The 22,030-nt window shown below is 63.7% G+C and carries 20 protein-coding genes; 11 read left to right on the top strand and 9 right to left on the bottom strand.

Annotated features, from left to right (window positions below):
• The first annotated feature begins 12 nt into the window (after positions 1-12).
• The 3 genes from HNQ39_RS04905 (at position 13) to HNQ39_RS04895 (ending at position 5,468) form a co-directional block, all read left to right on the top strand.
• Entirely contained in the window at positions 13-1,560 is a 1,548-nt protein-coding gene (locus tag HNQ39_RS04905; protein ID WP_184192830.1) for an FAD-binding oxidoreductase, read from the top strand.
• A 27-nt stretch (positions 1,561-1,587) separates the two neighbouring features.
• Positions 1,588-4,485: a BTAD domain-containing putative transcriptional regulator gene (locus HNQ39_RS04900; protein ID WP_184192829.1), complete on the top strand. Its 2,898-nt coding sequence runs from the start codon at positions 1,588-1,590 to the stop codon at positions 4,483-4,485.
• 242 nt (positions 4,486-4,727) lie between these two features.
• Positions 4,728-5,468, top strand: coding sequence for a YebC/PmpR family DNA-binding transcriptional regulator (locus HNQ39_RS04895; protein ID WP_184192828.1), 741 nt, complete (start codon positions 4,728-4,730; stop codon positions 5,466-5,468).
• 50 nt (positions 5,469-5,518) lie between these two features.
• Here the strand turns inward: HNQ39_RS04895 and HNQ39_RS04890 are convergent, their stop codons facing one another.
• The 3 genes from HNQ39_RS04890 to HNQ39_RS04880 all read right to left on the bottom strand — a co-directional run bounded on the left by HNQ39_RS04890 (position 5,519) and on the right by HNQ39_RS04880 (position 11,082).
• A complete protein-coding gene (locus tag HNQ39_RS04890) occupies positions 5,519-6,442 on the bottom strand; it encodes a DUF418 domain-containing protein (RefSeq protein WP_184192827.1) in 924 nt (307 codons plus the stop codon).
• Positions 6,443-6,636: 194 nt separating this feature from the next.
• Positions 6,637-10,587: a non-ribosomal peptide synthetase gene (locus tag HNQ39_RS04885; RefSeq protein WP_221289808.1), complete on the bottom strand. Its 3,951-nt coding sequence runs from the start codon at positions 10,585-10,587 to the stop codon at positions 6,637-6,639.
• 21 nt (positions 10,588-10,608) lie between these two features.
• Positions 10,609-11,082: an SET domain-containing protein-lysine N-methyltransferase gene (locus tag HNQ39_RS04880; RefSeq protein ID WP_184192826.1), complete on the bottom strand. Its 474-nt coding sequence runs from the start codon at positions 11,080-11,082 to the stop codon at positions 10,609-10,611.
• A gap of 142 nt (positions 11,083-11,224) precedes the next feature.
• Here HNQ39_RS04880 and HNQ39_RS04875 point away from each other — a divergent pair, with 142 nt between their 5' ends.
• Positions 11,225-11,419 carry a hypothetical protein gene (locus HNQ39_RS04875; protein WP_184192825.1) on the top strand — a complete coding sequence of 65 codons (195 nt, stop codon included), beginning with the start codon at positions 11,225-11,227 and terminating at the stop codon, positions 11,417-11,419.
• Here HNQ39_RS04875 and HNQ39_RS04870 read toward each other — a convergent pair.
• Positions 11,411-12,562 carry a hypothetical protein gene (locus HNQ39_RS04870; RefSeq protein WP_184192824.1) on the bottom strand — a complete coding sequence of 384 codons (1,152 nt, stop codon included), beginning with the start codon at positions 12,560-12,562 and terminating at the stop codon, positions 11,411-11,413. The genes HNQ39_RS04875 and HNQ39_RS04870 overlap by 9 nt on opposite strands.
• Before the next feature lie 68 nt (positions 12,563-12,630).
• On the opposite strand from HNQ39_RS04870, the gene HNQ39_RS04865 reads away from it, so the two are divergent.
• Genes HNQ39_RS04865 through HNQ39_RS04850 form a run of 4 tightly spaced genes read left to right on the top strand, consistent with a single transcriptional unit; the run spans position 12,631 to position 15,932 of the window.
• Complete coding sequence (locus tag HNQ39_RS04865) at positions 12,631-13,377, top strand: SDR family NAD(P)-dependent oxidoreductase (protein WP_184192823.1); 747 nt, start codon at positions 12,631-12,633, stop codon at positions 13,375-13,377.
• Between the two features lie 9 nt (positions 13,378-13,386).
• Entirely contained in the window at positions 13,387-14,475 is a 1,089-nt protein-coding gene (locus HNQ39_RS04860) for a sialidase family protein (RefSeq protein WP_184192822.1), read from the top strand.
• Positions 14,476-14,481: 6 nt separating this feature from the next.
• The gene (locus tag HNQ39_RS04855) at positions 14,482-15,204 is read left to right on the top strand and encodes a hypothetical protein (RefSeq protein WP_184192821.1); all 723 of its coding nucleotides are present in this window, start codon (positions 14,482-14,484) and stop codon (positions 15,202-15,204) included.
• On the top strand, positions 15,204-15,932 hold the full coding sequence (locus HNQ39_RS04850) for a hypothetical protein (RefSeq protein ID WP_184192820.1): 729 nt from the start codon (positions 15,204-15,206) through the stop codon (positions 15,930-15,932). The genes HNQ39_RS04855 and HNQ39_RS04850 overlap by 1 nt, the downstream gene beginning before the upstream one ends.
• A gap of 3 nt (positions 15,933-15,935) precedes the next feature.
• Here HNQ39_RS04850 and HNQ39_RS04845 read toward each other — a convergent pair whose 3' ends face one another.
• The 3 genes from HNQ39_RS04845 to HNQ39_RS04835 form a co-directional block, all read right to left on the bottom strand.
• Positions 15,936-16,340, bottom strand: a complete 405-nt coding sequence (locus HNQ39_RS04845; RefSeq protein ID WP_184192819.1) for a thiol-disulfide oxidoreductase DCC family protein — start codon at positions 16,338-16,340, stop codon at positions 15,936-15,938.
• Positions 16,341-16,356: 16 nt separating this feature from the next.
• Positions 16,357-16,986, bottom strand: a complete 630-nt coding sequence (locus HNQ39_RS04840) for a hypothetical protein (RefSeq protein WP_184192818.1) — start codon at positions 16,984-16,986, stop codon at positions 16,357-16,359.
• Between the two features lie 142 nt (positions 16,987-17,128).
• A complete protein-coding gene (locus HNQ39_RS04835; protein WP_184192817.1) occupies positions 17,129-17,650 on the bottom strand; it encodes a hypothetical protein in 522 nt (173 codons plus the stop codon).
• A 27-nt stretch (positions 17,651-17,677) separates the two neighbouring features.
• Here HNQ39_RS04835 and HNQ39_RS04830 point away from each other — a divergent pair, with 27 nt between their 5' ends.
• Positions 17,678-18,121, top strand: a complete 444-nt coding sequence (locus tag HNQ39_RS04830; protein ID WP_184192816.1) for a hypothetical protein — start codon at positions 17,678-17,680, stop codon at positions 18,119-18,121.
• Here the strand turns inward: HNQ39_RS04830 and HNQ39_RS04825 are convergent.
• Positions 18,118-18,573 carry a hypothetical protein gene (locus HNQ39_RS04825; RefSeq protein ID WP_184192815.1) on the bottom strand — a complete coding sequence of 152 codons (456 nt, stop codon included), beginning with the start codon at positions 18,571-18,573 and terminating at the stop codon, positions 18,118-18,120. The two genes, HNQ39_RS04830 and HNQ39_RS04825, sit on opposite strands and share 4 nt — an antisense overlap.
• A gap of 181 nt (positions 18,574-18,754) precedes the next feature.
• The gene (locus tag HNQ39_RS04820; protein WP_184192814.1) at positions 18,755-20,524 is read right to left on the bottom strand and encodes a glutamate mutase L; all 1,770 of its coding nucleotides are present in this window, start codon (positions 20,522-20,524) and stop codon (positions 18,755-18,757) included.
• A 138-nt stretch (positions 20,525-20,662) separates the two neighbouring features.
• On the opposite strand from HNQ39_RS04820, the gene HNQ39_RS04815 reads away from it, so the two are divergent.
• The gene (locus HNQ39_RS04815; protein ID WP_184192813.1) at positions 20,663-21,028 is read left to right on the top strand and encodes a group I truncated hemoglobin; all 366 of its coding nucleotides are present in this window, start codon (positions 20,663-20,665) and stop codon (positions 21,026-21,028) included.
• Between the two features lie 5 nt (positions 21,029-21,033).
• Positions 21,034-21,984, top strand: coding sequence for a 2Fe-2S iron-sulfur cluster-binding protein (locus tag HNQ39_RS04810; RefSeq protein WP_221289806.1), 951 nt, complete (start codon positions 21,034-21,036; stop codon positions 21,982-21,984).
• Positions 21,985-22,030: the final 46 nt, after the last annotated feature.

Genomic DNA, 22,030 nt, shown 5'->3' with positions numbered 1-22,030 from the left:
AAGAATTGATCCATGGCAATAAATAGTAACTCGCCTCGCACCGCCAAGACGGCACAGCTTGCACAACAGTGGCCCGATGTCCCGGACTGGGTCTTCCAAAAGCTGGGGGTCTCGCGCAAGGAGCTCACGACCTTTGCGGGCAAGCTCCACACCAACGCGACCGTCGTGCTTCCGGGCATGCCCGCCTACCCCGCCGATAGCGCCAGCGCGGGCGACAACAAGCCCCTGATCATTGCCTACTGCACGACCTTTGCCGATGTGCGCCTCTGCCTGGAGTGGGCGCGGCGGCATCGCTGGTGGGTTGCCTGCCGCGCCGGGGGGCACTCCAGCGCCGGGTACTCGGTGAGCTCGGGGATGGTGATTGATGTGAGCGGGATCGACTATGTCGCCATCGACCCGGCTCAGAAGCTCGCCCGGATCGGGGGCGGGGCGCAGTTTGGCCACATCAATGCCCAGCTCAATACCTACAAGCTCCATATCCCCGGCGGCACCTGCGACACTGTCAGTATCGGCGGCCACATGCAAGGCGGCGGCTACGGGTTCACCTCGCGTGAGTTCGGCCTCAACTGCGACTGTGTAGTCGGGGTGACCGTCATGCTCGCCAGTGGCAAGATTGTCGAGGCGGACTCGATGGTCAACCCCGATCTCTACTGGGCGGTGCGCGGCGGGACGGGCGGTAACTTCGGGATCTTGCTGGAGGCGCGCTACAAGCTCTGGGATGTCCAGCGGCTCTGGGGCTACTGCCTGAGCTGGCCGCTGGAGCAGGCCCCGGAGGCGCTGGACGTGCTCCAGAGGGAGTACATGGGGATCGGCAAGGACCAGGTCGGGTACCTGGTGGTGCTGAGCAACCTGGGCAAGGGGCCTGTCCTGCTGGTGATGGGAACCTACCACGGCACCGAGAAGGCAGGACGAGAGGCGCTTGCGCCCCTGGTCGCCGTGGGGACCCCGACCTTCCTCTTTGATAAAACCGATACCTACAACGTGCTCAACGAGGCGCTGCTGGGGGTGCTTCCCGGTGTCCCAGATGGCTCGGGGGAGCTCAAGGACTGCGGCTACCTCGGCACCGAGCTGGGGGTGACGGGCTGGAAGGCGTTCTGCGACTACTTTGCTACCTCGCCCAATACGTTTAATATCGCCGTGATCGAGCCCTACGGTGGCAAGCTCAACTCCATCCCCGTGACCGAGTGCGCCTTTATCCACCGCAAGACCTACGGCGACTTCTTTATCGACTCGTTCTTTGCCGCATCGGCCGATAGCAAGCTCAACGACAAAGACTCCGCCCGTAAGTGGATGGAGGGAGGCATGCAGGTGATGGCTCCCTACTTCAATGGCTTCCGCTACCAGAACTACCCCCAGCCGTTCTACACCGACTACCGCTGGCAGTACTGGGGAGACTCGTTCAACAGCCTACTTTTTATCAAGCAAAAGTACGACCCAGAGAACTTCTTCCACTTCCCCCAGAGCATCTCGCCCTACCCGGACACGCCCGGGATCACCCGCTCCCAGGTACCGTCGATGTTCACAGATGAAAATATTTCCTATCCTTCCTGGGACAGCTGAACCAAAACGCGGGTATAAAAATAGAAGTTGACTACAGAACAGCACTGGGATATCCGACTTCTGGGGGGGCTACGCCTCTGGCACAACGAGCGAGAGATCCGGGCGTTTCAGCACCGTAAGGCGGGAATACTCCTGGCGTACCTTGCTCTGTATAAAGACAGACCACACGACCGAGATACCCTGATCGGGATGCTCTGGCCGCAGGTGGAGCTGGAGGCGGGGCGCAACTCCCTCAATGTCGCGCTGTCACGCATCCGCCAGCGGCTGGAGGGCAAGCAGCTCCTCCGCACCGAGCGCTACCAGCTCCAGCTCGACCCGCAGGCCCTCAAGACCGATGTGGCGGAGTTTGACGGGGCCCTCCAGCGCGCCCGTAAGCTCACTCCCCAAGACCCACGCCACCGGGAGCAGCTAGAGCGTGCCCTGGCAGCCTACCAAGGCCCGCTCCTGCCCACTTTCGACGAGCCCTGGGTCCTCGGGGAGCGCCAGCGCCTGCAAGAGGCCTTCCTGGAGACACTCAACCAACTTGCCCTGCTCCAGGCGGGTGAGCGGCGCTGGGACGATGCCATTGCGAGCTGTCGCCAAGCGCTGCAGCACGATCCTCTGCGAGAAGAGACCCACCAGACCCTCTTGAGAGTCTACCAAGCGGCGGGCCGGGTGACCGCGGCACGGACCCACTTCCAGGAGCTGGAGCGCCTGCTCCGGCGGGAGCTCAATATCGCCCCCACCGAGGCGACAGTCGCCCTGCTCTCGCCAAGTGCCCTTCCCTCTCTCGTGGCACCTGTCGCTCCCGTGGCCACAGCACCCCGTCCCAGCAACCTGCCTCTGGAGCTCACCCGATTTTTTGGGCGAGAGAGCGAGCAGCAAGAGCTCCAGTTCCTCCGGGCACGCGGCAGCCGCCTCTTGACCCTGGTCGGGGTGGGCGGCATTGGCAAGACCCGGCTGGCGCGCGAGCTCGCCCGACACGCTGAGGAGCAGGGTGAGCTGGCCTACTGGGTTCCCCTCGCCGATACCCCTGCGGAGAGCCGGCTCTGGGAGGTGCTCTTGACCACCCTACGCCGACAGGGAAAGGCATCTCCGCCGCAGCTCATCGCGCCCGATGCCGATCAGGCCCAAGAGGAGGTAGTCGCGTTGCTGCTGCAAGAGCCCTGCCTGCTGGTGCTCGACAACCTGGAGCACCTCCAAGAAGAGCACCTTCAGGAGTGTGTCAAGACCCTCTTGCGCCGTGTGCGTGGCCTCTCGCTCTTGTGTACATCGCGGCGGCGGCTGGCACTGAGTGGGGAGCAGGTCTATGTGCTCGAGCCCCTCCCGCTCCCAGACTCTCTGAGCGACGAGCAGGCTTGGCTCTGTCCCAGTCTCCAGCTCCTCCAGGATCGTGTGAGCCTCCTGCGCCCGGAGCTCTCTCTCCAGGGGAGCCCCCTGGGGCCCCTCCGCCAGCTCTGCCGCCAGCTCGATGGCATCCCTCTGGCGCTGGAGATGGCTGCCGCGCGCCTCGCGACCCTCTCCCCCCGCGCCGTTGTCCAGAAGCTCACCGAGAGTATCGCAGTCTTGGTGAGTGCCCACACCGATGTCCACCCCCGGCACCTCTCGCTGGAGGCGACTTTTCTCTGGAGCTACCAGCTTCTCTCGGGGGATGCCCAGTGGTTCCTGCGCCTGCTCTCGGTCTTTCGGGGAGGGTGCACCCTGGAGGCTGCGGAGGCGATCAGTGGTAGTGCGGCTCTCCTGGGCCCTCTCACCGAGCTGGTGGATGCGTCGCTGGTCGTGCGCGAGGGCCAGGGCGAGAGTATCCGCTACCGGCTGCTCGAGAGCATCCGGCAGTTCGCCCACTCCCTCCTCAGCGACCAGGAGCGCACCACCCTCTGCCAGCAGCACGCCCACTACTTTAGCCAGGATAGCTCCAAAGAGGAGTATGAGAACCGGGTCCTGGCGCTCCAGTGGTTCCAGAGTGCTCCGCCCGATATCCCGCGTGAGCTTCGCCTCGCCGAGTCGCTATTCTTCCACTGGATGCGCCAGGGGACCCTCCAGTTCAACTTCACCACCATCGAGCGGAGCCTGGAGCGTCTCCTGGAGCTCGAGAGTATCCCCGCCACCTACAACCAGCTCCTGATCGAGATTACCCTCCACTATGCACGGACCAGTAGCTTCAAAAAAGCCTTTGCGCTGATCGATACCATCGACCGCAAGTGTGACTATAGCTACCTCTTTGTGGAGAGTAAGGCCAAGGCCTTTGCCTTCTTAGGCAATATCGAAAAATCGCTCAACTACTACACCGAGCTGGTCAAAGACAACGCTATCCCCACGTTTCGCTACATCCTCGCCTGTGTCAATATGTCGTCGCTCCACACCCGAATTGGGCAGCACGAGGAGGCGCTGGAGCTATTGCAGCGAGCCAAGCACCTCAATGCGCGTGAGGAGAAAAACCAGCGTCTTGAGGCCATTATCCTCTGCTCCCTGGGCATTGTCTACGGTCGTCTGGGTGCCCACGCTGTGGGTCTGACACACTACCAGGAGTCGACCGTGCTCTTTGAGGCGCTGGGGGATCAGCATAGTCTGCTACGGATCGGCTGGTACGAGGCAGAGCTCTACCGGCGAGCGGGCGACTGGGAGCGAGCGCTGACACTCTACCGCAGCAGTGTCCGAGATTGTCACAGCCTCGCGGAGACCGACCTACTGATCGAGGGACTGATTGGTCTTGTCTACTGCCACACCCACTCCGGTAACTCTCTACGTGCACTCATGCTCCTTGGCGGGGTTCAGGCGATCATCACCGCGACAGGCTGCCTGCGTACTCGCTCTGAACAAGAGGAGCTCGATGGGCTCGCGGAGCAGGTGCGTGCCACGTTTGTGGGCGATGCCGTGGCAGCCTTCACCATGGGGCAGGCCCTCAAGCCCGACCAAGTGGTCAAACTCGCCCTGGAGAGCGCCTAGACACAAAAGTGTAAGCCTAAGTGTAAGGCCTGTGTAAGGATCGTGTTCTATAGTGACCCTGTACTTTTACTGCCTTGGCAGTGGCACAGGTGGAGTTAGGGAGATCGTAGAAACCATCCTGTTTATCAACCAACCATGGGGAGTGGGCGCTGGAGCCTGTGCGGGCCTCCTGAAGCTGCTCCCCGCTTTTTCGCCTCCCCTTCCTCACATGCGGTAAAATCGAGCGGAGGATTTTAAGAACTATGTCTGGCCATAGTAAGTGGCATAATATTCGGCTCCGCAAAGGCAAGCAAGACGCCGTGCGCGGCAAGCTCTTTACCAAGCTGGCAAAAGAGATCATTATCGCGGCCAAGGGCGGCGGCAACCCGGACACCAATATCCGACTGCGCATGGCGGTTCAGACCGCAAAGCAGAACTCGGTGCCCGCGGACACGATCAAGCGCGCGATCCAGCGCGGAACCGGTGAGCTCGATGGCGGCAACCTGGACGAGCGCACCTTTGAGGGCTATGGCCCCGGCGGTGTCGCCATCATTGTCGAGTCGCTCACCGATAATATCAACCGCACCTACCCCGAGCTACGCAGCGCCTTCGCCAAGAACGGCGGGCGCATTGGAGACTCCGGGAGTGTCGCGTATCTCTTCGAGCGCAAGGGCATCCTAGTGATCGACCCTGGTGTCACGACCGAAGAGGTCCTGATGGAGGTCGCGATCGAGGCGGGTGCAGAAGACGTGCAGCCCAGCGAGGATGGCGGCTTTGAGGTGACAACGGCCTTTGAGGACTTCGCGACCGTCCGTGATGCCCTAGACGCCGCCAAGATCGCGACCTCGTCGGCCGATATCCAGCAGATCCCGACCACGCGTGCGGAGCTCGATGTGGCGGAGCAGAAGAAAGTCCTCAAGCTCTTGGATGCCCTGGAAGACAACGACGATGTGCAGAATGTCTACCATAACCTGGAGCTCAGCGAAGAGGCTCTCGAAGACTAGTCACACGTCAGATAAACGAAACCGAGCAGGGAAGAGCCCTTGCTCGGTTTTTATTTTCTCCAGAGAGTCTCCAGCGGCCCGTGCGGAGAGCGCCGTAGCCAGAGCATGCTCAGCGGCATGGCCACTGCCACGTAGCCTAAGAACGCGGCAAGCCCCACACGGAGCGGCCAGTCTTCATCGGGGTAGAGCAGGCGCAGGGGGGCAAAGACCAGCACGATATGCCCGACGTAGTGTGTGAGTGAGAGCCGCCCCAGCGCTGCCAGCGGGAGCGTGAAGCGCGGCAGCCCTCGGGCAGCATCCCACCAGAGGAGGCCAGCGATCAGCGCCGCCGCCGTGCTCCCGATCCGCAGGAGAAACGGCAGTGTGGTCGGCACCCAGGTGGCAGGGCCAAGACACTGCGCCAACGCGGCCAGGGGGAGGGCACAAAAAAACCAGAGCCGCGTGCGCCGCGCCGTCAGCCCCGTGCCCGCCACCGCGAGCATCCCCAAGAGCGGCAGTGCCAGCCACGGCAGGAGCGGGTAGTTACCGTCCAGCACCAGCGCCCGCAGGGTCGGCCAGCCCAGGGTGTGATCGGCAAGGTGGCTACCGTCGTCGAGCCAGTCGCTCACGATCAGCGAGGAAAAGCGTGCCTGCGCCAGCGGCGTAACTGCCAAGACCAGTGTCAGCGCGCCCCCCACGGCCCATGGTCCTCGTCGCCAGAGGCCCTGACAGAGAAGCATCATCAGCGCCAGCGGCACGAGCACCTCAGTCGGCCAGACGAGGCGGTGGAAGAGCACGCCAAACGCCGCCAGCACCAAGGCCCGACGCGCACGTGACTTTCCGGAGAGCGCCCAGGCGATCCCCGCGAGGATAAAAAACAGCGCCGCCGCCCGGCCTTCGAGGATTGTCGCGAGCTTCGAGCCCACGAAGTGCATGTAGATCATCCCCACCACCGCGATCCCACGGGCGAGGTCGAGTGCGGGAAGGCGGGTCACCTCTCCGGGAGTAACCTCTCCCCCTGCCCCCGATAACCTCTCCCCTAGCCCCTCTCCCGCACCCAGAGGGTACCCGTCGTTCCTCGCTGGGAAAGGGGAATCTAAGGGGATTTGCTCCCCTCTCTTCCCCAGCGAAGAATGAGCGTCCGCACCCAGAGGGTACCCGGGGAGGGGCTGGGGGTGGGAGAGGTTACTCACCGCGTGGGGGCTCCTTCGTAGTGCCGGTGCGGGAGTAGGTGCTCGTCCTTCATGATCACACTATGCGGCGCGACATAGGCTCCCTCCCCTGTTGTGGCGCCGTAGAGGGGGACGGTGTTGCTCCCGACAGTCGCACTGGCCCCGATTCGGACTTTATCAAGCTTTAAGACACGGTCCTCGAACGTGTGGGCTTGGAACGCCGCCGTCACCGTGGCACCGTCGCCGAGCTCGATCATGTCGGGGTCTACCACCTGAGAGAAGCCACTGCCTAGGACAACCCCTTTTCCGAGCTTCAGCCCCATGGCACGCAGGTAGAGAGTGAGGAGCGGCGTGCCCTCCAGAGCCGTGAGTGTCCCACGGGCGTAGACTCCCCAGGCGACATAGAGAAAGTCCCAGCGGCTACACCAGCACGACCAGAGCGGGTGGGTACCGGGGCGCGCGCGGCCCAGCAAGAGCCACTTGAGCGCGAGGATCAGCAAGCAGAGGGCGCTCGTGCCCGCCAGTGCCGCCAGAGGGATCGCAAGCCCGCCCGTCGCCATCGCAGAGAGGCTCTCGTAGAGCACGAGGGCGGGGACTACGGGCAGGGCGAAACGCAGGGTCTCCCAGAAAACACGATTGACATAGCGGATCGCGGAGGGACTGTGGGTGAGGCTCCGGTCGCACGCCACTATCTCGCGGTGGGGAAGCGCAAAGGGCGGGTGGCCAAACCAGGAGCTCCCCTCGTGCATAAGCTGATCGTCGGCGACCGTGCAAACACCAAGGAGGAGATTGTCGGGGAGTCGCTGGCCGCCCGCGACCACCACGTGGTTTCCCAGAAAGACATTGGTGCCGATCTGCACGCTCGCCAGGGTCACCGTGCCACGGTGGACCCGCGGACCACCGAGGTAGATGCCATCGGCGAAGAAGGTCTCCGGGCCGATCTCAATGAGCTCTGGGACGACGTCGATAATCGTGCTGATCTCGCAGCCCGCCCCGACCCGCATCCCCGCGGCACGGAGCCAGAGCGGCCAGAAGAGCGCGCCACTGAGCCACTCCCCCGCCGTATCCACGAGCCCCGCCTTGAGCCAGACCCGCAGGTAGGCCAGGCTCCAGCGCGGGAGGACGCCCTGGGAGACCCGGCCCAAGGCGCGCACGGCGAGGGCCTCCAGTGCCAGAGTGAGAGGGAGCGAGAGAGTGAGAAGTGCGGTGTAGAGCGGGAGCGCGTCCGAGGCCTTTACCCAGACCAGCGCCCCGAGGCTAAGGAGCTCCAGCGGCAGGGCCAGCACCGACCAGAGGGCGCTCTGTGCGAGCAGGAGCGCGACACTGTAGGCAAGCGGCGAGAGCGTGGGCGGGTGTTGTGTGGGCACGGGAGCAGGCGGTGTCGCTCCCGTGGGACGTGCCGGGATGCCGTCCCAGCGCTCGCCCGCGGGCACGGTCGCGCCAGCGGGCAGCGACGAGAGCGCGGTCAGAGAGGCACCCGGCTCCAGAGCTCCGCCCGGCGCGACTCCGGCACGCACCTCCAGCGTCGCGCCCTCCCCCAGCGTGATCGGGCCGAGCACCAGCTCCCGGCTCTCCAGCTCGACCAGACGCAGGGCCGCGTCCTGGCCTACCGTGACATCATCGGCGAGGGTCAGCAGGTCCCAGCCACCTTGGGTCAGGTCCACCCCGCGGTGGAGGTGCACGCGCTGCCCAATCCGCGCCCCGAGTGCCCGGAGCACCATGCACTGAAACTCCGTCCCCCCCAGCACGGGCCAGGGAATCAGCCGCGCGGTCTGGACCACGATCCAGTGCCGAAGGTAGAACGCCCCCCAGACCGGCTCGCGGCGCGGGGTGTACTTCCCGATCAGCAGGCGCTTGACCGCCACCGCGACGAGGACGGCAAGCGGCGTGTAGAGCACGAGCCCCCCCAGGAGCAGGAGTGGCGTGAGCAGGAACAGGAGCGCAACTCCCAGGCGTGCGAGGAGTGCGGGCAGGAGGCTGTAGAAAACCTCGTAGGCGGCAAACGATGCCACCGTCAGCTCCAGCAAGAGCCAGAGCCCCTGTAAGACCCCGGTCCGTAGCTCGCCGCGTGTGTCTAGGGGAGCCTGTCGCGGGCGCTGCTGCTGGGGCGGCAGCGGCGGAGTCACGCGCAGGGCGAGCGCGGCGACCGTCCTAGCCTCGTAGAGCTCGCGGACCGTGACTGAGGCAGTGGCGGGGTCGGTGCGGAGGCGGGAGATCAGCTGCGCCGCCTGAAGCGAGGTGCCCCCCAGCTCCTGGAAAAAATCGTCGGTGACCGAGACCTCGCCGGTCAGGGCCAGTGTCTGGGCAACCGCAGCGGCCAGTGCGCGCTCCCGCGCAGTCCGGGGTGCGACAAACTCCCGCTCCCCGATGGGTCGCTCCCCCCGGCTCAGCAGGGGCAGGCCCTCGCGCTTGAGCTTTCCGCCGACACTGCGCGGGAGCTCCCTCAAGACTCCAAAGAGCGCGGGCACCATGTAGCTGGGAAGGGCTTCACGGAGGGCCGCACGGAGCGCATCGAAGGTGGGAGGCGCGCTCACCTCCTCGGGGACAATAAACGCGGCGAGGTCGTTGCCTTGGACACAGCAGGCGGCCTCGCGGACGCCGGGGCAGGCGGCCAGGCAGGTCTCGATCGCCTCCAGCTCGATCCGGTAGCCACGGAGCTTCACTTGCGAGTCCATTCGCCCGTGGTAGTGAAACGCGCCGCTCGCCGGGTCGCGGTGGACGAGATCGCCCGTACGGTAGAGCCGTCCCAGAGTCGGGTGGTCGATAAACTTCTCCGCAGTGAGCTCGGGGCGCTGGTGGTAGCCCCGCGCCAGCCCGACTCCTCCCAGACAGAGCTCGCCCGCACTGCCATCGGGGACAAGGTCCAGCGCACTATCCAGCACCCAGGACTCTAGCCCCGGCACGGGCGTCCCAATCGTGATCGTCTCCCCGACTCGAACGTCGCCGCGCAGGGCTGTGACCGTGCACTCCGTGGGGCCGTAGCCATTGACCAGCCGCCGCCCTTTGGCCCATGTATCGGCGATATCGCGGGGGAGTGCCTCGCCGCCGACATAGAGCAGCTTGAGCGCGGGGAGGAGCTCGGCAGGACTCTCGCAGCCGGTGGTTCGCAGAAGCGTGGGCGGCGGACAGAGCACGGTGATGCGCTCGCGCTGCAGCCAGCCCACCAAGTCCGGCCCCAGCCGCGCCGCGTCGTCGTCCATCGCCACGACCGTCGCCCCTGAGGCGAGTGCGAGCCAGAGCTCCTCCACCGACGAGTCATAGGCGGGCGACGATCCCTGGGCCACGCGGTCGCCCGGCCCGAGCCCGAACTCCATAAGATCGGACTGCACCAGGCTGACGATACTCCGGTGCTCGATCAGAACCCCCTTGGGCTTCCCGGTCGTCCCCGAGGTGTAGATGACGTAGGCTAACCTCTCCGGGAGTAACCTCTCCCCTAGCCCCTCTCCCGGGCGTTCGTACCTCACTGGGAAAGGGGAAAGCGAATTTGGCTCCCCTCTCTTCCCCAGCGAAGAATGAGCGTCCGGGGGAGGGAGGGGCTGGGGGAGGGAGAGGTTACCTCCGGAGAGGTTAAACACGCGCACGGGAAACTCCCCGCGCGCGGCGCGGGCTTGGCCGGCCGCGTCGGTGAGGAGCAGAACGGCGGCGGAGTCGCGGAGAATCTCACGCACTTGCTCGTCGGGGAATGAGGGGTCGATACAGAGATAGGCCGCGCCCGCGCTCAAGACCGCGAGCTGGGCGACATAGAGGCGCTCGGTATCGCGGCCCAGCAGGATGGCGACAATGCACTCGCCCACCACATGGTCCTGAATCGCCGTACGAAGTGCCTCGACCTGCTCGGCCAGCGCAGCGTAGGTGAGGGTCGTCCGCTCCGGCCGGGTCGGGCCGGGGGGAATGTCGATGGCAAGGGCATCGGGCCAGGTGCGAACGGCGTGCTCGAAGAACTCAGGGAGCCAGGTAGGCGTCGTCATACTGTCCCCATTGTACGGGCTTTACGCACTATCGAGGAGACGCAGCAGGTACGGTGCCAGCCAGGGCCGAAGCGCCTCTTGCTCGGCGGCGGGAAGCCAGCGAAAGCCACGGACGACCCTTTGGCAGTGCGGGCTCCCACAGCGGCAGTCAAACGGCTCCGCCATGTCGTACTCGGTCGTGTTGTAGTTGAAGGTGAGCTCGTCCCAGGGCGCAAGGTTACGGGCCGCGTAGACCTCATCGCCGCGCAGAAACGTGCTCGGCTCGCAGTGGTGGTTCATGAAGCGCCAGAAGTAGCGGTCCAGAAACTCCTCCAGTGGGCGCTCCCCTAAGTCGATATGCGTCGTTTCGTCGAGCTGGACGGAGTAGCGTGTCGGGGTGTTTGTCCGCTCCCCCTCGATCCGAAAGAGCCGCTCCCCGGCCGTGATCGCCTCGGTTGCCCGCAGCTGAAACTGCCCCTCGTGGCGCAAGACTCCCACACGTGTCTTTTCAAGCATGGAGGCACAGTACCTGAGGGTTATGAAGAAGTCGTGAAAGGGAAGCGATGCGCTCTTTCTGTAACTTCTTAAGCACTTTGGTGTCTCACTGCGATAGAGAGGGAGAGAGTCCCCAAAGTGAGGGAGAGAGTAGGAGATCACCATGAAACGCATACCCGTCACACAACCCACCAAGCAGCTTAAAGCCCTCAAGCACCTGCCGTCGGCGCTCTTTACCAGTGCCCTCTACCGCAGCGGTGCCGGCGCCCACGCAGACCAGCGCGGGCGCTACAGCAAGCGTGAGCGGGCGAGCCACCGCGCCGACGAGCGCCGGGCACGGCTCGAGTCCTTAGGGTAGCCGTCGCCAGAGGACAGCATAGCCGGCCGCCATCCCCCCCTCGAAGACCTCCCCGACCACATTCCCTGCGCTATCGACTCCCAGCGCCGTGGAGCTCCCCACATTGAGGCGGCGGCCATCGACCGTCAGGCCCGTGAGGAGCGAGTGAAGGTCCACGACACTCTGTGGGGTGCCGCGCCAGACAAGGGCATGGCTGGCACCTCCCTCGTTTGAGAGCCCAAACCCCACCTGCCTGTCCCCCGCGAGATCTGTCACCTCAGACTCACTGAATCCCGCCGGGCTCAGGTCCACGACACTGGCTGCGGTCCCTCGCCACAGGAGCGCGTGGACGAGATTGGGAGTGCCTGTACTCAGCACTCCATAGCCTCCCTGGTACTCCCCAGAGACAGCCAGGGCCTCGCTGAGAGCAAATCCCGCAGGATTCAGATCGACAGCACTCGCCGCCGTGCCTCGCCAGAGAAGGGCATGTGGCTTGAAGGTTCCCACGGTGTACCCCACCCCCACCTGGTACTCCCCGTCCACATCGCGGGCATAGCTATCGTAGTAGCCGCTCGGGTGGAGATCGACCACACTCTCTGGCGTCCCATACCAGAGCAGGGCATGCGTCCCCGCGATCGTATTAAAGGTACCATTCCCCACCTGCGCGGTTGCGGAGAGCCCTTGTGCCTGTGTGGAGAAGAACGCCGATGAATGAAGGTCGGTGACACTGGCGGCACTGCCTCGCCAGAGAAGCGCATGGCTTCCCCCCTGTGTCGTCGAGTGGCCGTACCCCACTTGGAGCTCGCCCAGTGCGCGCGTCCCCGCGCTGGCGGAAAACCCCGACGGATGGAGATTCACCGAGGAGGTCGTGCTCCGCCAGAGCACCGCTTGCCTCGTGCTGGAAGCAAGCATCGCCGAGCCAACCTGCACGTCACCGGCTACCCCACTCGCCGTGCTGTAGAGATACCCACTCGGGTGTAAGAGAATCGCCTCGTAGCGATCCGCAGGCGCGGGGGTGGGTGTCGGTACTGGGCTTGGAGTGGGGGTGGGGGTAGGTGTCGGCGTCGGTCCAGAGCCGGGCCCACTTCCTCCACAGCCTGCGAAGGCCACAACAGTTATCAGGAGACAGAGAGAGTTTTTCAGGGAGGAGAGCGGCTTTTTCATTGGTGGGAATTCTACCATAGGCCACGACGAATACCCGGCAGGTAGAATGGAGCCGGAGGATAGAGTTTATGCTTCTTTCAGGGAAAGTGGTGCTCGTCACCGGCGGCGGGCGTGGGATCGGAGCGGCGATCTGCCGGGTGCTGGCGCGCGAGGGAGCGATTGTCGCGGTGAACTACGGCAAGAGCGCGGAAAAGGCCGAGGCGGTGGCGGCGGAGATCGGCAACGATGCCAAGGCGTACCAAGCGGATGTCACCGACGAAGCCAGTGTGAAGGCGATGATCGACGCCATTGTCGCGGACTTTGGGCGCATCGACGGGGTCATCAACAACGCGATCGCGGGCTCGCAGCCCGGCAAGCTGGGCGAGCACGGCTGGGCAGGCTACCAGAACATGCTGGACTACAATGTCAAGGCGGTCTACAACACGCTCACCGCGGCGCGGCCACACTTCAATGCCCAAGGCGGCGGACGTGTCGTCAATATCGTCACCGAGCTCTGGAACATGGCACCGGCGGGCTGGAGCATGTACACCGCGGGCAAGGGCGCGATGGTCGGGATGAGCCGCTCGCTCGCCACCGAGCTGGGGCCGGAGAACATCACGGTCAATATGGTCGCTCCCGGCTGGATGGCCGATGAGAAAGTAGATACGGAGAGCGAGGGGAGCAAGAACTTCGCCAAGTCCCTCCCATTGCGAGTACACGGGAGCGCCGAGGAGATCGGCAACGGCTGCGTCTTCTTCCTCTCGCACCTGGCCAACTATGTCACGGGGGTCTACCTGCCGGTCACCGGTGGGCGCATCACCCAGACGGGAATGTAGGAAATCATCATGCCCTCTTTCGACGATGCCCAGCAGCCGGCGCTGGCGCTTGGGCCCGGTGGCTTGGTAGCCTTGGCGATGCTCCAGCGCGGCAATATCACGGTCGCGCTCTCCAAAGACGGCGGCGCGAGCTTCTCGGAGCCCGTGGTCGCGATGGACTGTGCGGGCCAAGCACGCGGTGGGCGCCAGCGCGGCCCCCGGATCGGGATCGACGCACGGGGGACGATCACGGTCTCGGCGCCGGTTACCTTCGACGCCGAGGAGCGCAAGAAGCGCTACCCCGCGCCGGAGCTCTACTTGGTGCAGTCCCAAGACGGTGGCAAGACGTTCTCCTCGCCGCTTCGGATCAACCTGCTGGAGAAGAAAGCGCCCGAGGGGCTGCACATGCTCTCGGTCAGCGCAGACGGCGTGGCGCATCTCGCCTGGCTGGATATCTCCGCACGCTCCGGGCCGGGGCAGGACCTCAACTACGCCCGCCTGGTCAACGGGGAGCTCACCGACCGCACGACAGTCGCGCGGACGGTCTGTGAGTGCTGCGCGCCGGGGCTGGGGCTCGATAGCAAGGGAAACCCGACAATCGCCTGGCGTGAGGGCGGGCTAAAAAATAGCCGGGAGCTCTTCCTACGGCGCTCGCTCGATGGCGGAAAGCGCTTTGGGGCCGTCCAGCGCATCAATACGTCCCCCACGCTGGAGACCGGCTGCCCCATGTCGCTCCCCACCACCGTGGTCTCGGGCGATAGCCGGCGCGTGCTGGTGGCGTGGAAGCATGTCAATAAGTCCGCCCCCCATGTCTCCTGGCGCGAGGCGACGGCCCCCGCGCCGGATGCGGACCTTCAGCCCCAGCCCGGCGGCACGCAAGACCATCCCTGCCTCGCCCTGTCCGCCGATGGCACCTGGTCGGCGGTCTGGGAGGAGACCCGTAGCGGACGGCAGAGTGTCTGGTACCGCACCTCCAAGAACGGCGACCAAGGCCGGCAGCTCAGCGCCCCCAGCGACGGCCAAGCCGCCTTTCCCGTGCTGGTGGTCGGAGCGCAGACCACGGTCGCCTACGAGGCCAAGCAAGGCACGCAGCTACGGGTGTTTGTCCAGAAGCTCTAAACTGTCATGCAGCGCCAGAAACCGCAGGCCATACCTTCCGATGTTCAGGCGGTCGCCAAGGCGCTACGCAAGAAAGAAGGAGGTGCCGACGAAGCCCTACGCCTCGTCGAGCACCTCCCCGATAAAGACGCGCTAGAGCTACTGGAGAGCGCCAGGCTCGTGCGACCTCGGCGCATCAAGCCATTTTTAGTTACCGGTGCTACCTGCTGGATACTCGGGCATCTCCTGGAGTTCTACCGCATCCTTACCCACCAAAAGTGGGAGATGAGTATCCAGTTTCTGGTCTTTCTGTTAAAGGGTCTCCCCCTTCTCTGTCTAGGAATTCTTGGTCTAAACCCAGATATCTTTCAAAATAATCTCAAAGCGGCAATTGCTCACCGTGTACACAATATTTCCGATACCAATGCGCTGGATTACCTCCTGCGCTATATCGCGAAGAATCCTAAAACTCACGATTCAGGCGAAGCGTGTTGGGCCTCTGCAATGCGGCTACTCGCACGGATCTCTGATACAGAGGCAAGGGCACTCTCGCCAGAAGCTCGGATATTCTTACATCAGTTGGTGATCGGAAAAACACTCTCCCCTACCCTCGCTACTGACTACGATAAGATCGCGGCAATGCTGGCTCTAGCAGCCGTTAAAGACCAAGCCACCTATCAACTTATTCGAAGTAAGCTCACCCATCCGTCCTTACGAGAAGTGGCGCAGAGCATCTTGGAGGACTGGTAGTGTTCCAGGCGCAAGCGGTCGCACCAGAGATTCGGGTGGTGGCAAGAACACTGGCAAAGGAAGCCGGTGTCGAGGAGGCGCTTCGGCTTGTCGAAGGGCTCCCCGATAAAGACGCGCTGGAGCTACTGATTGCGGGCTCACAAGTCCACCTAAACCGCACGTCAACGATACTACTTCTACTCTGTTTGATTCTGAGCCCTCTGGCAATGCTCGCTCTGATACTTTTTCAGGTGTTGCATCTCTTGGTGCCTCAGATGATTGTAACGACCATCGTCCTCATCACGATTCTTCCCTGCCTGCTGGCCGTGATCCTCACACAGCGCTCACTGCGTCCTCGGGCGGCGAGGAATGGGGAGGAAGCGATTGCGCGCTATGCGGCCCAGGTCCAGCAAATCGACACCGTGGAGATCTTGCTTGCACTGAGCCAGCAAGACACCGCGAGCGAGCAGACCCGGCTCGCCTGCTGGAAAGCGCTCAGCAGCCTCCTCCCACGCATCCCCGATGAGCAGGCAAGGGCACTCTCGTTTGAGTCTCGGAGCTACCTTTTCACGCTGGTAAGTGGGCACAATCCTAGCTTTCCGAGCCTCTCCAGCAACGAAAAAATCCATGTCATGATCGTCCTTGCCGCCCACAAAGACACCACTACCAAAGAGTTCATCGCCGATCAGCTGGTGCGGCCTGCGCTCAAGGCCGCCGCCCAGAGCATTCTGGAGGACTGGGAGACGTGAGGGCTACTCGAAGGCGAGAAAGCGCTCTCGGAGGCCTTGGGGCGGCATCTCGCAGCTCTCTTTTTGACCAAACCACTTGTAGCGATTCTTCGCGATGATTTTGTACACAAAGTCACGTAGCGGCTTGGGGACGATCATCCCCACCCACAAAGCGGAGAACGGTGCACTCAGGCGACGGGCGATTCGTAGCGCGGCGGTGGAGCGGTCGTAGACCTTACCGTCTTCGATCAGCAGGATGGAGTTGAGGTCGGGCGCGCTCGCCCCCGCCTCGGCGAGGAGCTTCTGTCCTGTCTCGCTCTGGAGAGGCGCAAAGCGAAAGTAGCCGCTCGGGTCGTGGCGGAAGATAAAGCGCACGCTCTTGTCACAGAGGTTGCAGACACCATCAAAGAGAACAACGGCCTGAGGCATACTCCCATTCTATCGTCTACGAAGGTACTGTCAGCGAAATAGGCTCACTGTCCACATGGATTACCCTCCCGTGTTGGGTCACCAGCCGCATACGGGTGGTGATTTTCTCTCCCGGCTGCGCCTCGACGAAGGTGAGGCGAAGAGGGCAGCGGTAGCTCTGGCCCGGCAACAGAAGGCGATCCCCTCGCTGCTGAGAGTAGCCCGGTGCGGGGCGGAGCCAAACCTTGGTGTGGTGTGACATCCAGGTCTCCCAGTAACCTTCCCCAACAACCAGCGGCTCCTGAGAGATATTCTTGACCTCGCCCACCAGCTCATCTGCAGACATACCAGAGGGACGTAGGGTCACTGCCAGCGGTGCCTTCTCAAGAAGCGGAACGACTTCGCTCACACGGATGGTCAGTGGCTTGCTCTCCAAGAGGGGAGTACCCTGGTAGGTATCAAACCAGAGCTGCAGTGTCCGTGTCTCACCTGCGTCGAGGGGACGACGACGGCTCGGGCTGAGGAGTAGCAGAGGGAGGTCGCGCTCATAGCTCTCCCCTGGCTTCAGGGTACAGCGAATGAGGTGATTACTAAAGCAGTTCCAGCTTCCTGCAAAATGTACATAGGGCGTGGTCGTTGAGTAACTATCACACCAGGAGCAACTCATGTGTCTGATGGTGATCGCATCCCTGCCTTGGTTTACCACCCTGCAGCGCACCAAAGCGGTGTACGGGTCGCTCCCATCCCAGCGAAGCTCTCGTCCCGCCTTCACTAAGTGCTCCGTATAAAATGCCAGCTCCATAGCCTTCTTAGAGTGGGCTCCCTGCCCGTGCCTTCAGATGCCGCTGACGGAGCACCCACGACGAGAGCCAGGGGCCACCAAAAAGCCCGACACCATAGGAGATATTGTGCGTCACCAGATCGGCGCTGAAGCGAGCGCCCTGGTCGGCGTTGAGCACCATCGGGAGCACGTGCGGCGGCGCGGTAAAGTTCATCAGGCGGGTTATGAGAAGGCCGGTCATCGCGCAAGCGAACGTCACCAGGAGAAGTATGATGAGTGGGCGAAGCAGCTCACGGGCGGAGCGCTTGGGCCATGGCCCAACCTGGGCACAGAGAGCGAGCGGGAGCCCCAGAATCAGCCCCACCCACCAGGTCGCAACAATGCCCCAGTAGAGACCCAGCACGGTCGGAGTCCAGGGAATATTTGTCGGGGAGAAGTGGCCGACAGTGAAGTACTCCAGGCAGACCCGCGCGGTGATCTGGTCGTGGACAATGCCGTAGGCGCAGGAGAGCCCCACTGTCAGAGCGATGATTTTAAGGGCCTCACGCATACCAAACTCTACCTTAAAATCGTCTGTGTGGTTCCGTTTCCAAGGAGCGGTGTGGAGTTTATGGGCATGAACCTTCCCCATCCCTCTGAGTCCGTTGCCGAGTCCATCTGGGTCTATGTTGAGGCGGGAGGGATGTGCCGGTATGGCCGTCTCTCACGCAAGCACTACGAGGCACTCCTGAGTGGCAACTACACCGCACGCTTTCTTCCCCTTGAGGATGTCTTCTGGCTGGTGGAAGGGAAGCCCATACGTGCCACCACACGCCCCTGCGCTCCCCTGTTTCAAGGCACCTTTCAGATCGCAGCCGCCTACATCGCCACCATTGCTCAGGTCGATGACTGCACGCAGCTGTTCTTACCGACAATCTGCAGCGGCACCGAGGGTATGAGTGCTTGGGAAGCACAACAGTGTGCGGTGCCTGCTGTCGTGGAAAAACGTCGGCGCAAGGCAGCAACACTGACTAAGAGCTAGTCCAGCCGGGAGTCGAAGCCACGGACCTTGACCGGACCGCTCTTGGTCTGGACAAAGCGGTCGGGACGGTCGTGGCGAGCGAGCTCGGCCTGGAGGGTCTCTTTATCCCGGGCCTGCTCAAAGCGCTTGTTCTGCTCGCGCTCCCGGCTCCAGGCGCAGAGCTCCCAGATGCCGGCAGCGATCAGCAAGGGGACGAGCATCACGCCAAAGACACCGCGCAGGATCACCCAGAGGCAGACCAGCATGACGCTCCCCGAGAGCAGCGCGATCCGCCGCTGGCCCGTGGGACTCTCCCAGAACGCGAGCTCGGCCTGCGCCTGCTCTGAGAGCGGCGCAGGCTCCACAGGGCGACTCGGGGCGGGGCGGGTGATGAGCGACGTGCCACAACTCAGACACTGAAGATCGGTCTTGAGGTTCTTCGCCCCACAGCTCGGACAAGTGATGTGTTCCATGTCGCTTTTGACTCACCAGCCCCTGCTTGGGTTGCGCCGGGGTGTGCCAGGGGTTGAAATCCCCGGCACAAGGCAAAGAGCGTCCCGGGGACGCGGGAACCAACCGGCTCGACGCGTCCTCGGGACGCTCCCTAAAAACGCTTGCCGGGGATTTTCAATCCCCGGCACACCCCGGCGATGCCTACTCGCTGCGTAGCTTCAGCGCCTTGAGCCACTCGCGCATCTTGGCGGCGCGGGCGGCGTCTTGGTCCGGGATGGCGATCGGACGACCACGGCAGTCGAGGATCAGACCAACCTCGCCGCCTTGGACATTAAACGTGACACTCTTGCCCTTGCCTTGGCCTAGATCGAAGTTCTTGGCGGGGCGGCACTCGACGGTCGCGGTGGCACCTTGCTCCAGCGGCAGGAGCACGAGCTGGCCGAACTTGACATCGTGGGTGGTGCCATTGATCACAAACGTACAGCAGGCTTCGCCGTCTTTGGCCGTTCCCACCGGCGCGATACAGTCGGCCAGGCGGATCAGACAGTCCTTCTCAAAGACCTGGGTCGCGGCCTCGGGGAGGAGCACGGAGAGCACCCCGAGCTGGGGCATCATGAAGATCGAGTCCTTGGCCAGAGTGGTCAGGCCCTCGGGCGCGTAGGCGTCCATCATCATGATACAGGTCTGGGCAAACTCCGGCGCGTGGGCCAGCACCCCGCCCGAGCCGATAATCATGTCCAGCGAGAACATGTCCACGAGGGTCTTTCCACCCGCGGCCTGCTCAAAGATCTCGCCGATATCGCGGCTCTGCTGGACTCCGACCATCTCGCGGGCCAGGCTCTTGTGGTGCTCGAAGGCCAGGCGCAGCGCCTCGCGGGCGGCGGCCTGCTCGATCTGGAGGTCCTTGAGGTCCTGGGGGATCGTGGTCGGGCGGATCATCTTATTGCGCAGCTGGTTGCGGATGTAGGAGTCGCCCAGGTCGAAGGGCAGCCAGCGCTTGATGTTCTCCAGCCCCGCCTCGGTGAGGACATTACAGATCGAGTAGCTCATCCCCAGGTTGGCCGAGACCGTGCGGTTGTAGATCCCCTTAAAGACCGAGAAGACATCGGTGGTGGCCCCGCCGATATCGACCCCGAGGACATTGATGCTGCGCTCGCGGGCGATGGTCTCCATGATCTTGCCCACGGCCAGCGGGGTGCTCATGATGTCCGAGCTGGTCCAGGTCTTGAGCTTGGAGTAGCCGGGCGCCTGCTGCATGACGTGCTCCAAGAAGAGCTCATGGATCTCCTCACGGGCGGGCGGCAGGTTCTCTTGCGCGAGGCTGGGGCGCAGGTTATCGACAATGCGCAGATCGACCGTATCGCCCAGGGTCTCGGTGACCGCCTCGCGCATGAGCTTGCTTCCGGCAAAGATCACGGGCAGCTTCAGCCCAATTCCCAGGCGCGGCTTGGGGTCGGCAGAGCGCAGAATCTCCGCGATCTCCTGCACCTGCGGCACCACATTGCCATCGTCGGTGCCCCCGCTCATCAGGATCATGTCTGGGCGCAGGCTGCGGATGCGCTCCACTTTCTCGTAGTCCTTGCGGCCATCGTTGACCGCGAGGGTGTCCATGATAATCGCACCGGCTCCCAGCGCCGCACGCTCCGCCGACTCCGCCGACATCTCCTTGACCACCCCCGCGACCGTCATCTGCAGGCCGCCCCCCGCCGACGAGGTCGAGAGATAGAGATGGGTCTCCGAGGTGGTCGGGCGGCCGTTGGCATCGAGGAAGCTCTTGCTCGTCAGCTCCTCCAGCTCACGGACAGCATTGGCCACTCCAACCGTCACATCATCAAACGGGGCCTCGACGGTTGTGGGTGCCTCACCGCGCGCCACAAGCCGGTAGACGCCATCGGGCTGACGCTCAATTAAGATCGCCTTGGTGGTGGTCGAGCCACAGTCCGTGGCGACAATACTCTGCACAATTGCCATGATCAAGCATTATACGCGATGAAGCGCCATTTTCGTGCTCCCCCTCAATACGCCATTTAGGGGAGGTCTCGGGGAGAGGGATTTGCAATAATCGGACATGTAAGTCCAAATTTACTTGGACACGAAAGGTAAGCAATCATGAGCACTCTCTATGAGCGTCTTGGCGGAGAGGCCGCCGTGGATCTGGCGGTGGATAAGTTCTACCGGAGGGTCCTGGCAGACGATAGGATCAGCGCTTTTTTTGAGGGGGTCGATATGGAGCGGCAGGCCGCCAAGCAGAAGGCGTTCCTCACGATGGTCTTTGGGGGACCGCACCACTACACGGGGAAAGACATGCGCGACGGCCACCGGCACCTTGTCGCCCGCGGCCTCAACGACTCCCACTTCGATGCCGTGGTCGAGGACCTGGGGGCTACGCTTAAGGAGCTAGGCATCCCCGACTCCGATATCGCGGAGGTCGCCGCGCTGGCCGAGACCACCCGCAACGATGTGCTGGACCGCTAGCGAGCATGCCCACCGTCACGTTTGAAGGACGCTCCTACCCCACGGAGCCCGGTGAGACGGTGCTGACGGCGCTACTACGGCAGGGAGGGGCGATCCCCCACTCCTGCCGTAGCGGTGTCTGCCGCTCCTGCCTCGTGCGCGCCACGCAGGGCACGCCCCCCGCGAGCTCCCAGAAAGCCCTCAAAGATACCCTGAGGGCCCAGGGCTACTTTCTCAGCTGCATCGCCCAGCCCGAGAGCGAGCTGACGGTCGCGCTTCCCAGCGATGGGGTAATTGGACACACACGGGCTCAGCTCCTCGCCCGCGAGCAGCTCGCGCCGGATATCTTCCGCCTGCGCCTTCAGGCCGAGGAAGCCTTTCCTTTTATGGCCGGCCAGTTTATTACCATCCGACGCCCCGATGGCCTGCGCCGCTCCTACTCCCTCGCCGCGCCGCCTACGAGTGACGGCACGATCGAGCTGCACGTCCGCCGCCTCCCTCAGGGGCAGCTATCCGGCTGGCTCTGTGAGGCGCTGGAGCTTGGGGCATGGGTCGATCTCTTCGGCCCTGAAGGAAGCTGCTTCTATCTCCCCGACGATCCCACGCGCCCTCTCCTGCTGATCGGCACGGGCACGGGCCTCGCCCCGCTCCTGGGAATCGTCCGCGATGCCCTTGCACAAGGCCATACCGGCCCGATCCAGCTCTTCCACGGCAGCCGCCACCCGGACGGGCTCTACCTCCAAGGCGAGCTAGCGGCGCTCACCGTCACCCACCCCAACCTCACCTACACCCTCTGCACTAGCGCCACCGGCCCCCGCGCCGATGTCGCCGCCTTCGGTGCCATCCCCGATACGAGCGGCTGGCGTGTCTATCTCTGCGGCAACCCCGAGATGGTCAAGGGTGCCCAGCGCAAGGCCTTTCTCCTGGGGGCCTCCCTCGCCGAGATCTACACCGACCCCTTTGTCCGCGCCGGGTGAGGGGGTATTGGGGAGCCATCTCCCCGCGCCTTAGAGCGCTTCCCCT

Origin of the sequence: Armatimonas rosea, from assembly GCF_014202505.1 — a bacterium.
In the GTDB taxonomy this organism is placed as follows: domain Bacteria; phylum Armatimonadota; class Armatimonadia; order Armatimonadales; family Armatimonadaceae; genus Armatimonas; species Armatimonas rosea.
The sequence above is the reverse complement of the archived record's forward strand: the minus strand, read 5'-3'. Positions and strand labels throughout refer to the sequence as shown.

Bases quoted from the DNA above. Each gene is read 5' to 3' on its own strand.
- HNQ39_RS04905 (WP_184192830.1), top strand. From the start codon at position 13: ATGGCAATAAATAGTAACTCGCCTCGCACCGCCAAGACGGCACAGCTT.
- HNQ39_RS04895 (WP_184192828.1), top strand. From the start codon at position 4,728: ATGTCTGGCCATAGTAAGTGGCATAATATTCGGCTCCGCAAAGGCAAG.
- HNQ39_RS04885 (WP_221289808.1), bottom strand. From the start codon at position 10,587: ATGACGACGCCTACCTGGCTCCCTGAGTTCTTCGAGCACGCCGTTCGC.
- HNQ39_RS04880 (WP_184192826.1), bottom strand. From the start codon at position 11,082: ATGCTTGAAAAGACACGTGTGGGAGTCTTGCGCCACGAGGGGCAGTTT.
- HNQ39_RS04875 (WP_184192825.1), top strand. From the start codon at position 11,225: ATGAAACGCATACCCGTCACACAACCCACCAAGCAGCTTAAAGCCCTC.
- HNQ39_RS04870 (WP_184192824.1), bottom strand. From the start codon at position 12,562: ATGAAAAAGCCGCTCTCCTCCCTGAAAAACTCTCTCTGTCTCCTGATA.
- HNQ39_RS04865 (WP_184192823.1), top strand. From the start codon at position 12,631: ATGCTTCTTTCAGGGAAAGTGGTGCTCGTCACCGGCGGCGGGCGTGGG.
- HNQ39_RS04860 (WP_184192822.1), top strand. From the start codon at position 13,387: ATGCCCTCTTTCGACGATGCCCAGCAGCCGGCGCTGGCGCTTGGGCCC.
- HNQ39_RS04855 (WP_184192821.1), top strand. From the start codon at position 14,482: ATGCAGCGCCAGAAACCGCAGGCCATACCTTCCGATGTTCAGGCGGTC.
- HNQ39_RS04845 (WP_184192819.1), bottom strand. From the start codon at position 16,340: ATGCCTCAGGCCGTTGTTCTCTTTGATGGTGTCTGCAACCTCTGTGAC.
- HNQ39_RS04840 (WP_184192818.1), bottom strand. From the start codon at position 16,986: ATGAGTTGCTCCTGGTGTGATAGTTACTCAACGACCACGCCCTATGTA.
- HNQ39_RS04835 (WP_184192817.1), bottom strand. From the start codon at position 17,650: ATGCGTGAGGCCCTTAAAATCATCGCTCTGACAGTGGGGCTCTCCTGC.
- HNQ39_RS04825 (WP_184192815.1), bottom strand. From the start codon at position 18,573: ATGGAACACATCACTTGTCCGAGCTGTGGGGCGAAGAACCTCAAGACC.
- HNQ39_RS04820 (WP_184192814.1), bottom strand. From the start codon at position 20,524: ATGGCAATTGTGCAGAGTATTGTCGCCACGGACTGTGGCTCGACCACC.
- HNQ39_RS04815 (WP_184192813.1), top strand. From the start codon at position 20,663: ATGAGCACTCTCTATGAGCGTCTTGGCGGAGAGGCCGCCGTGGATCTG.
- HNQ39_RS04810 (WP_221289806.1), top strand. From the start codon at position 21,034: ATGCCCACCGTCACGTTTGAAGGACGCTCCTACCCCACGGAGCCCGGT.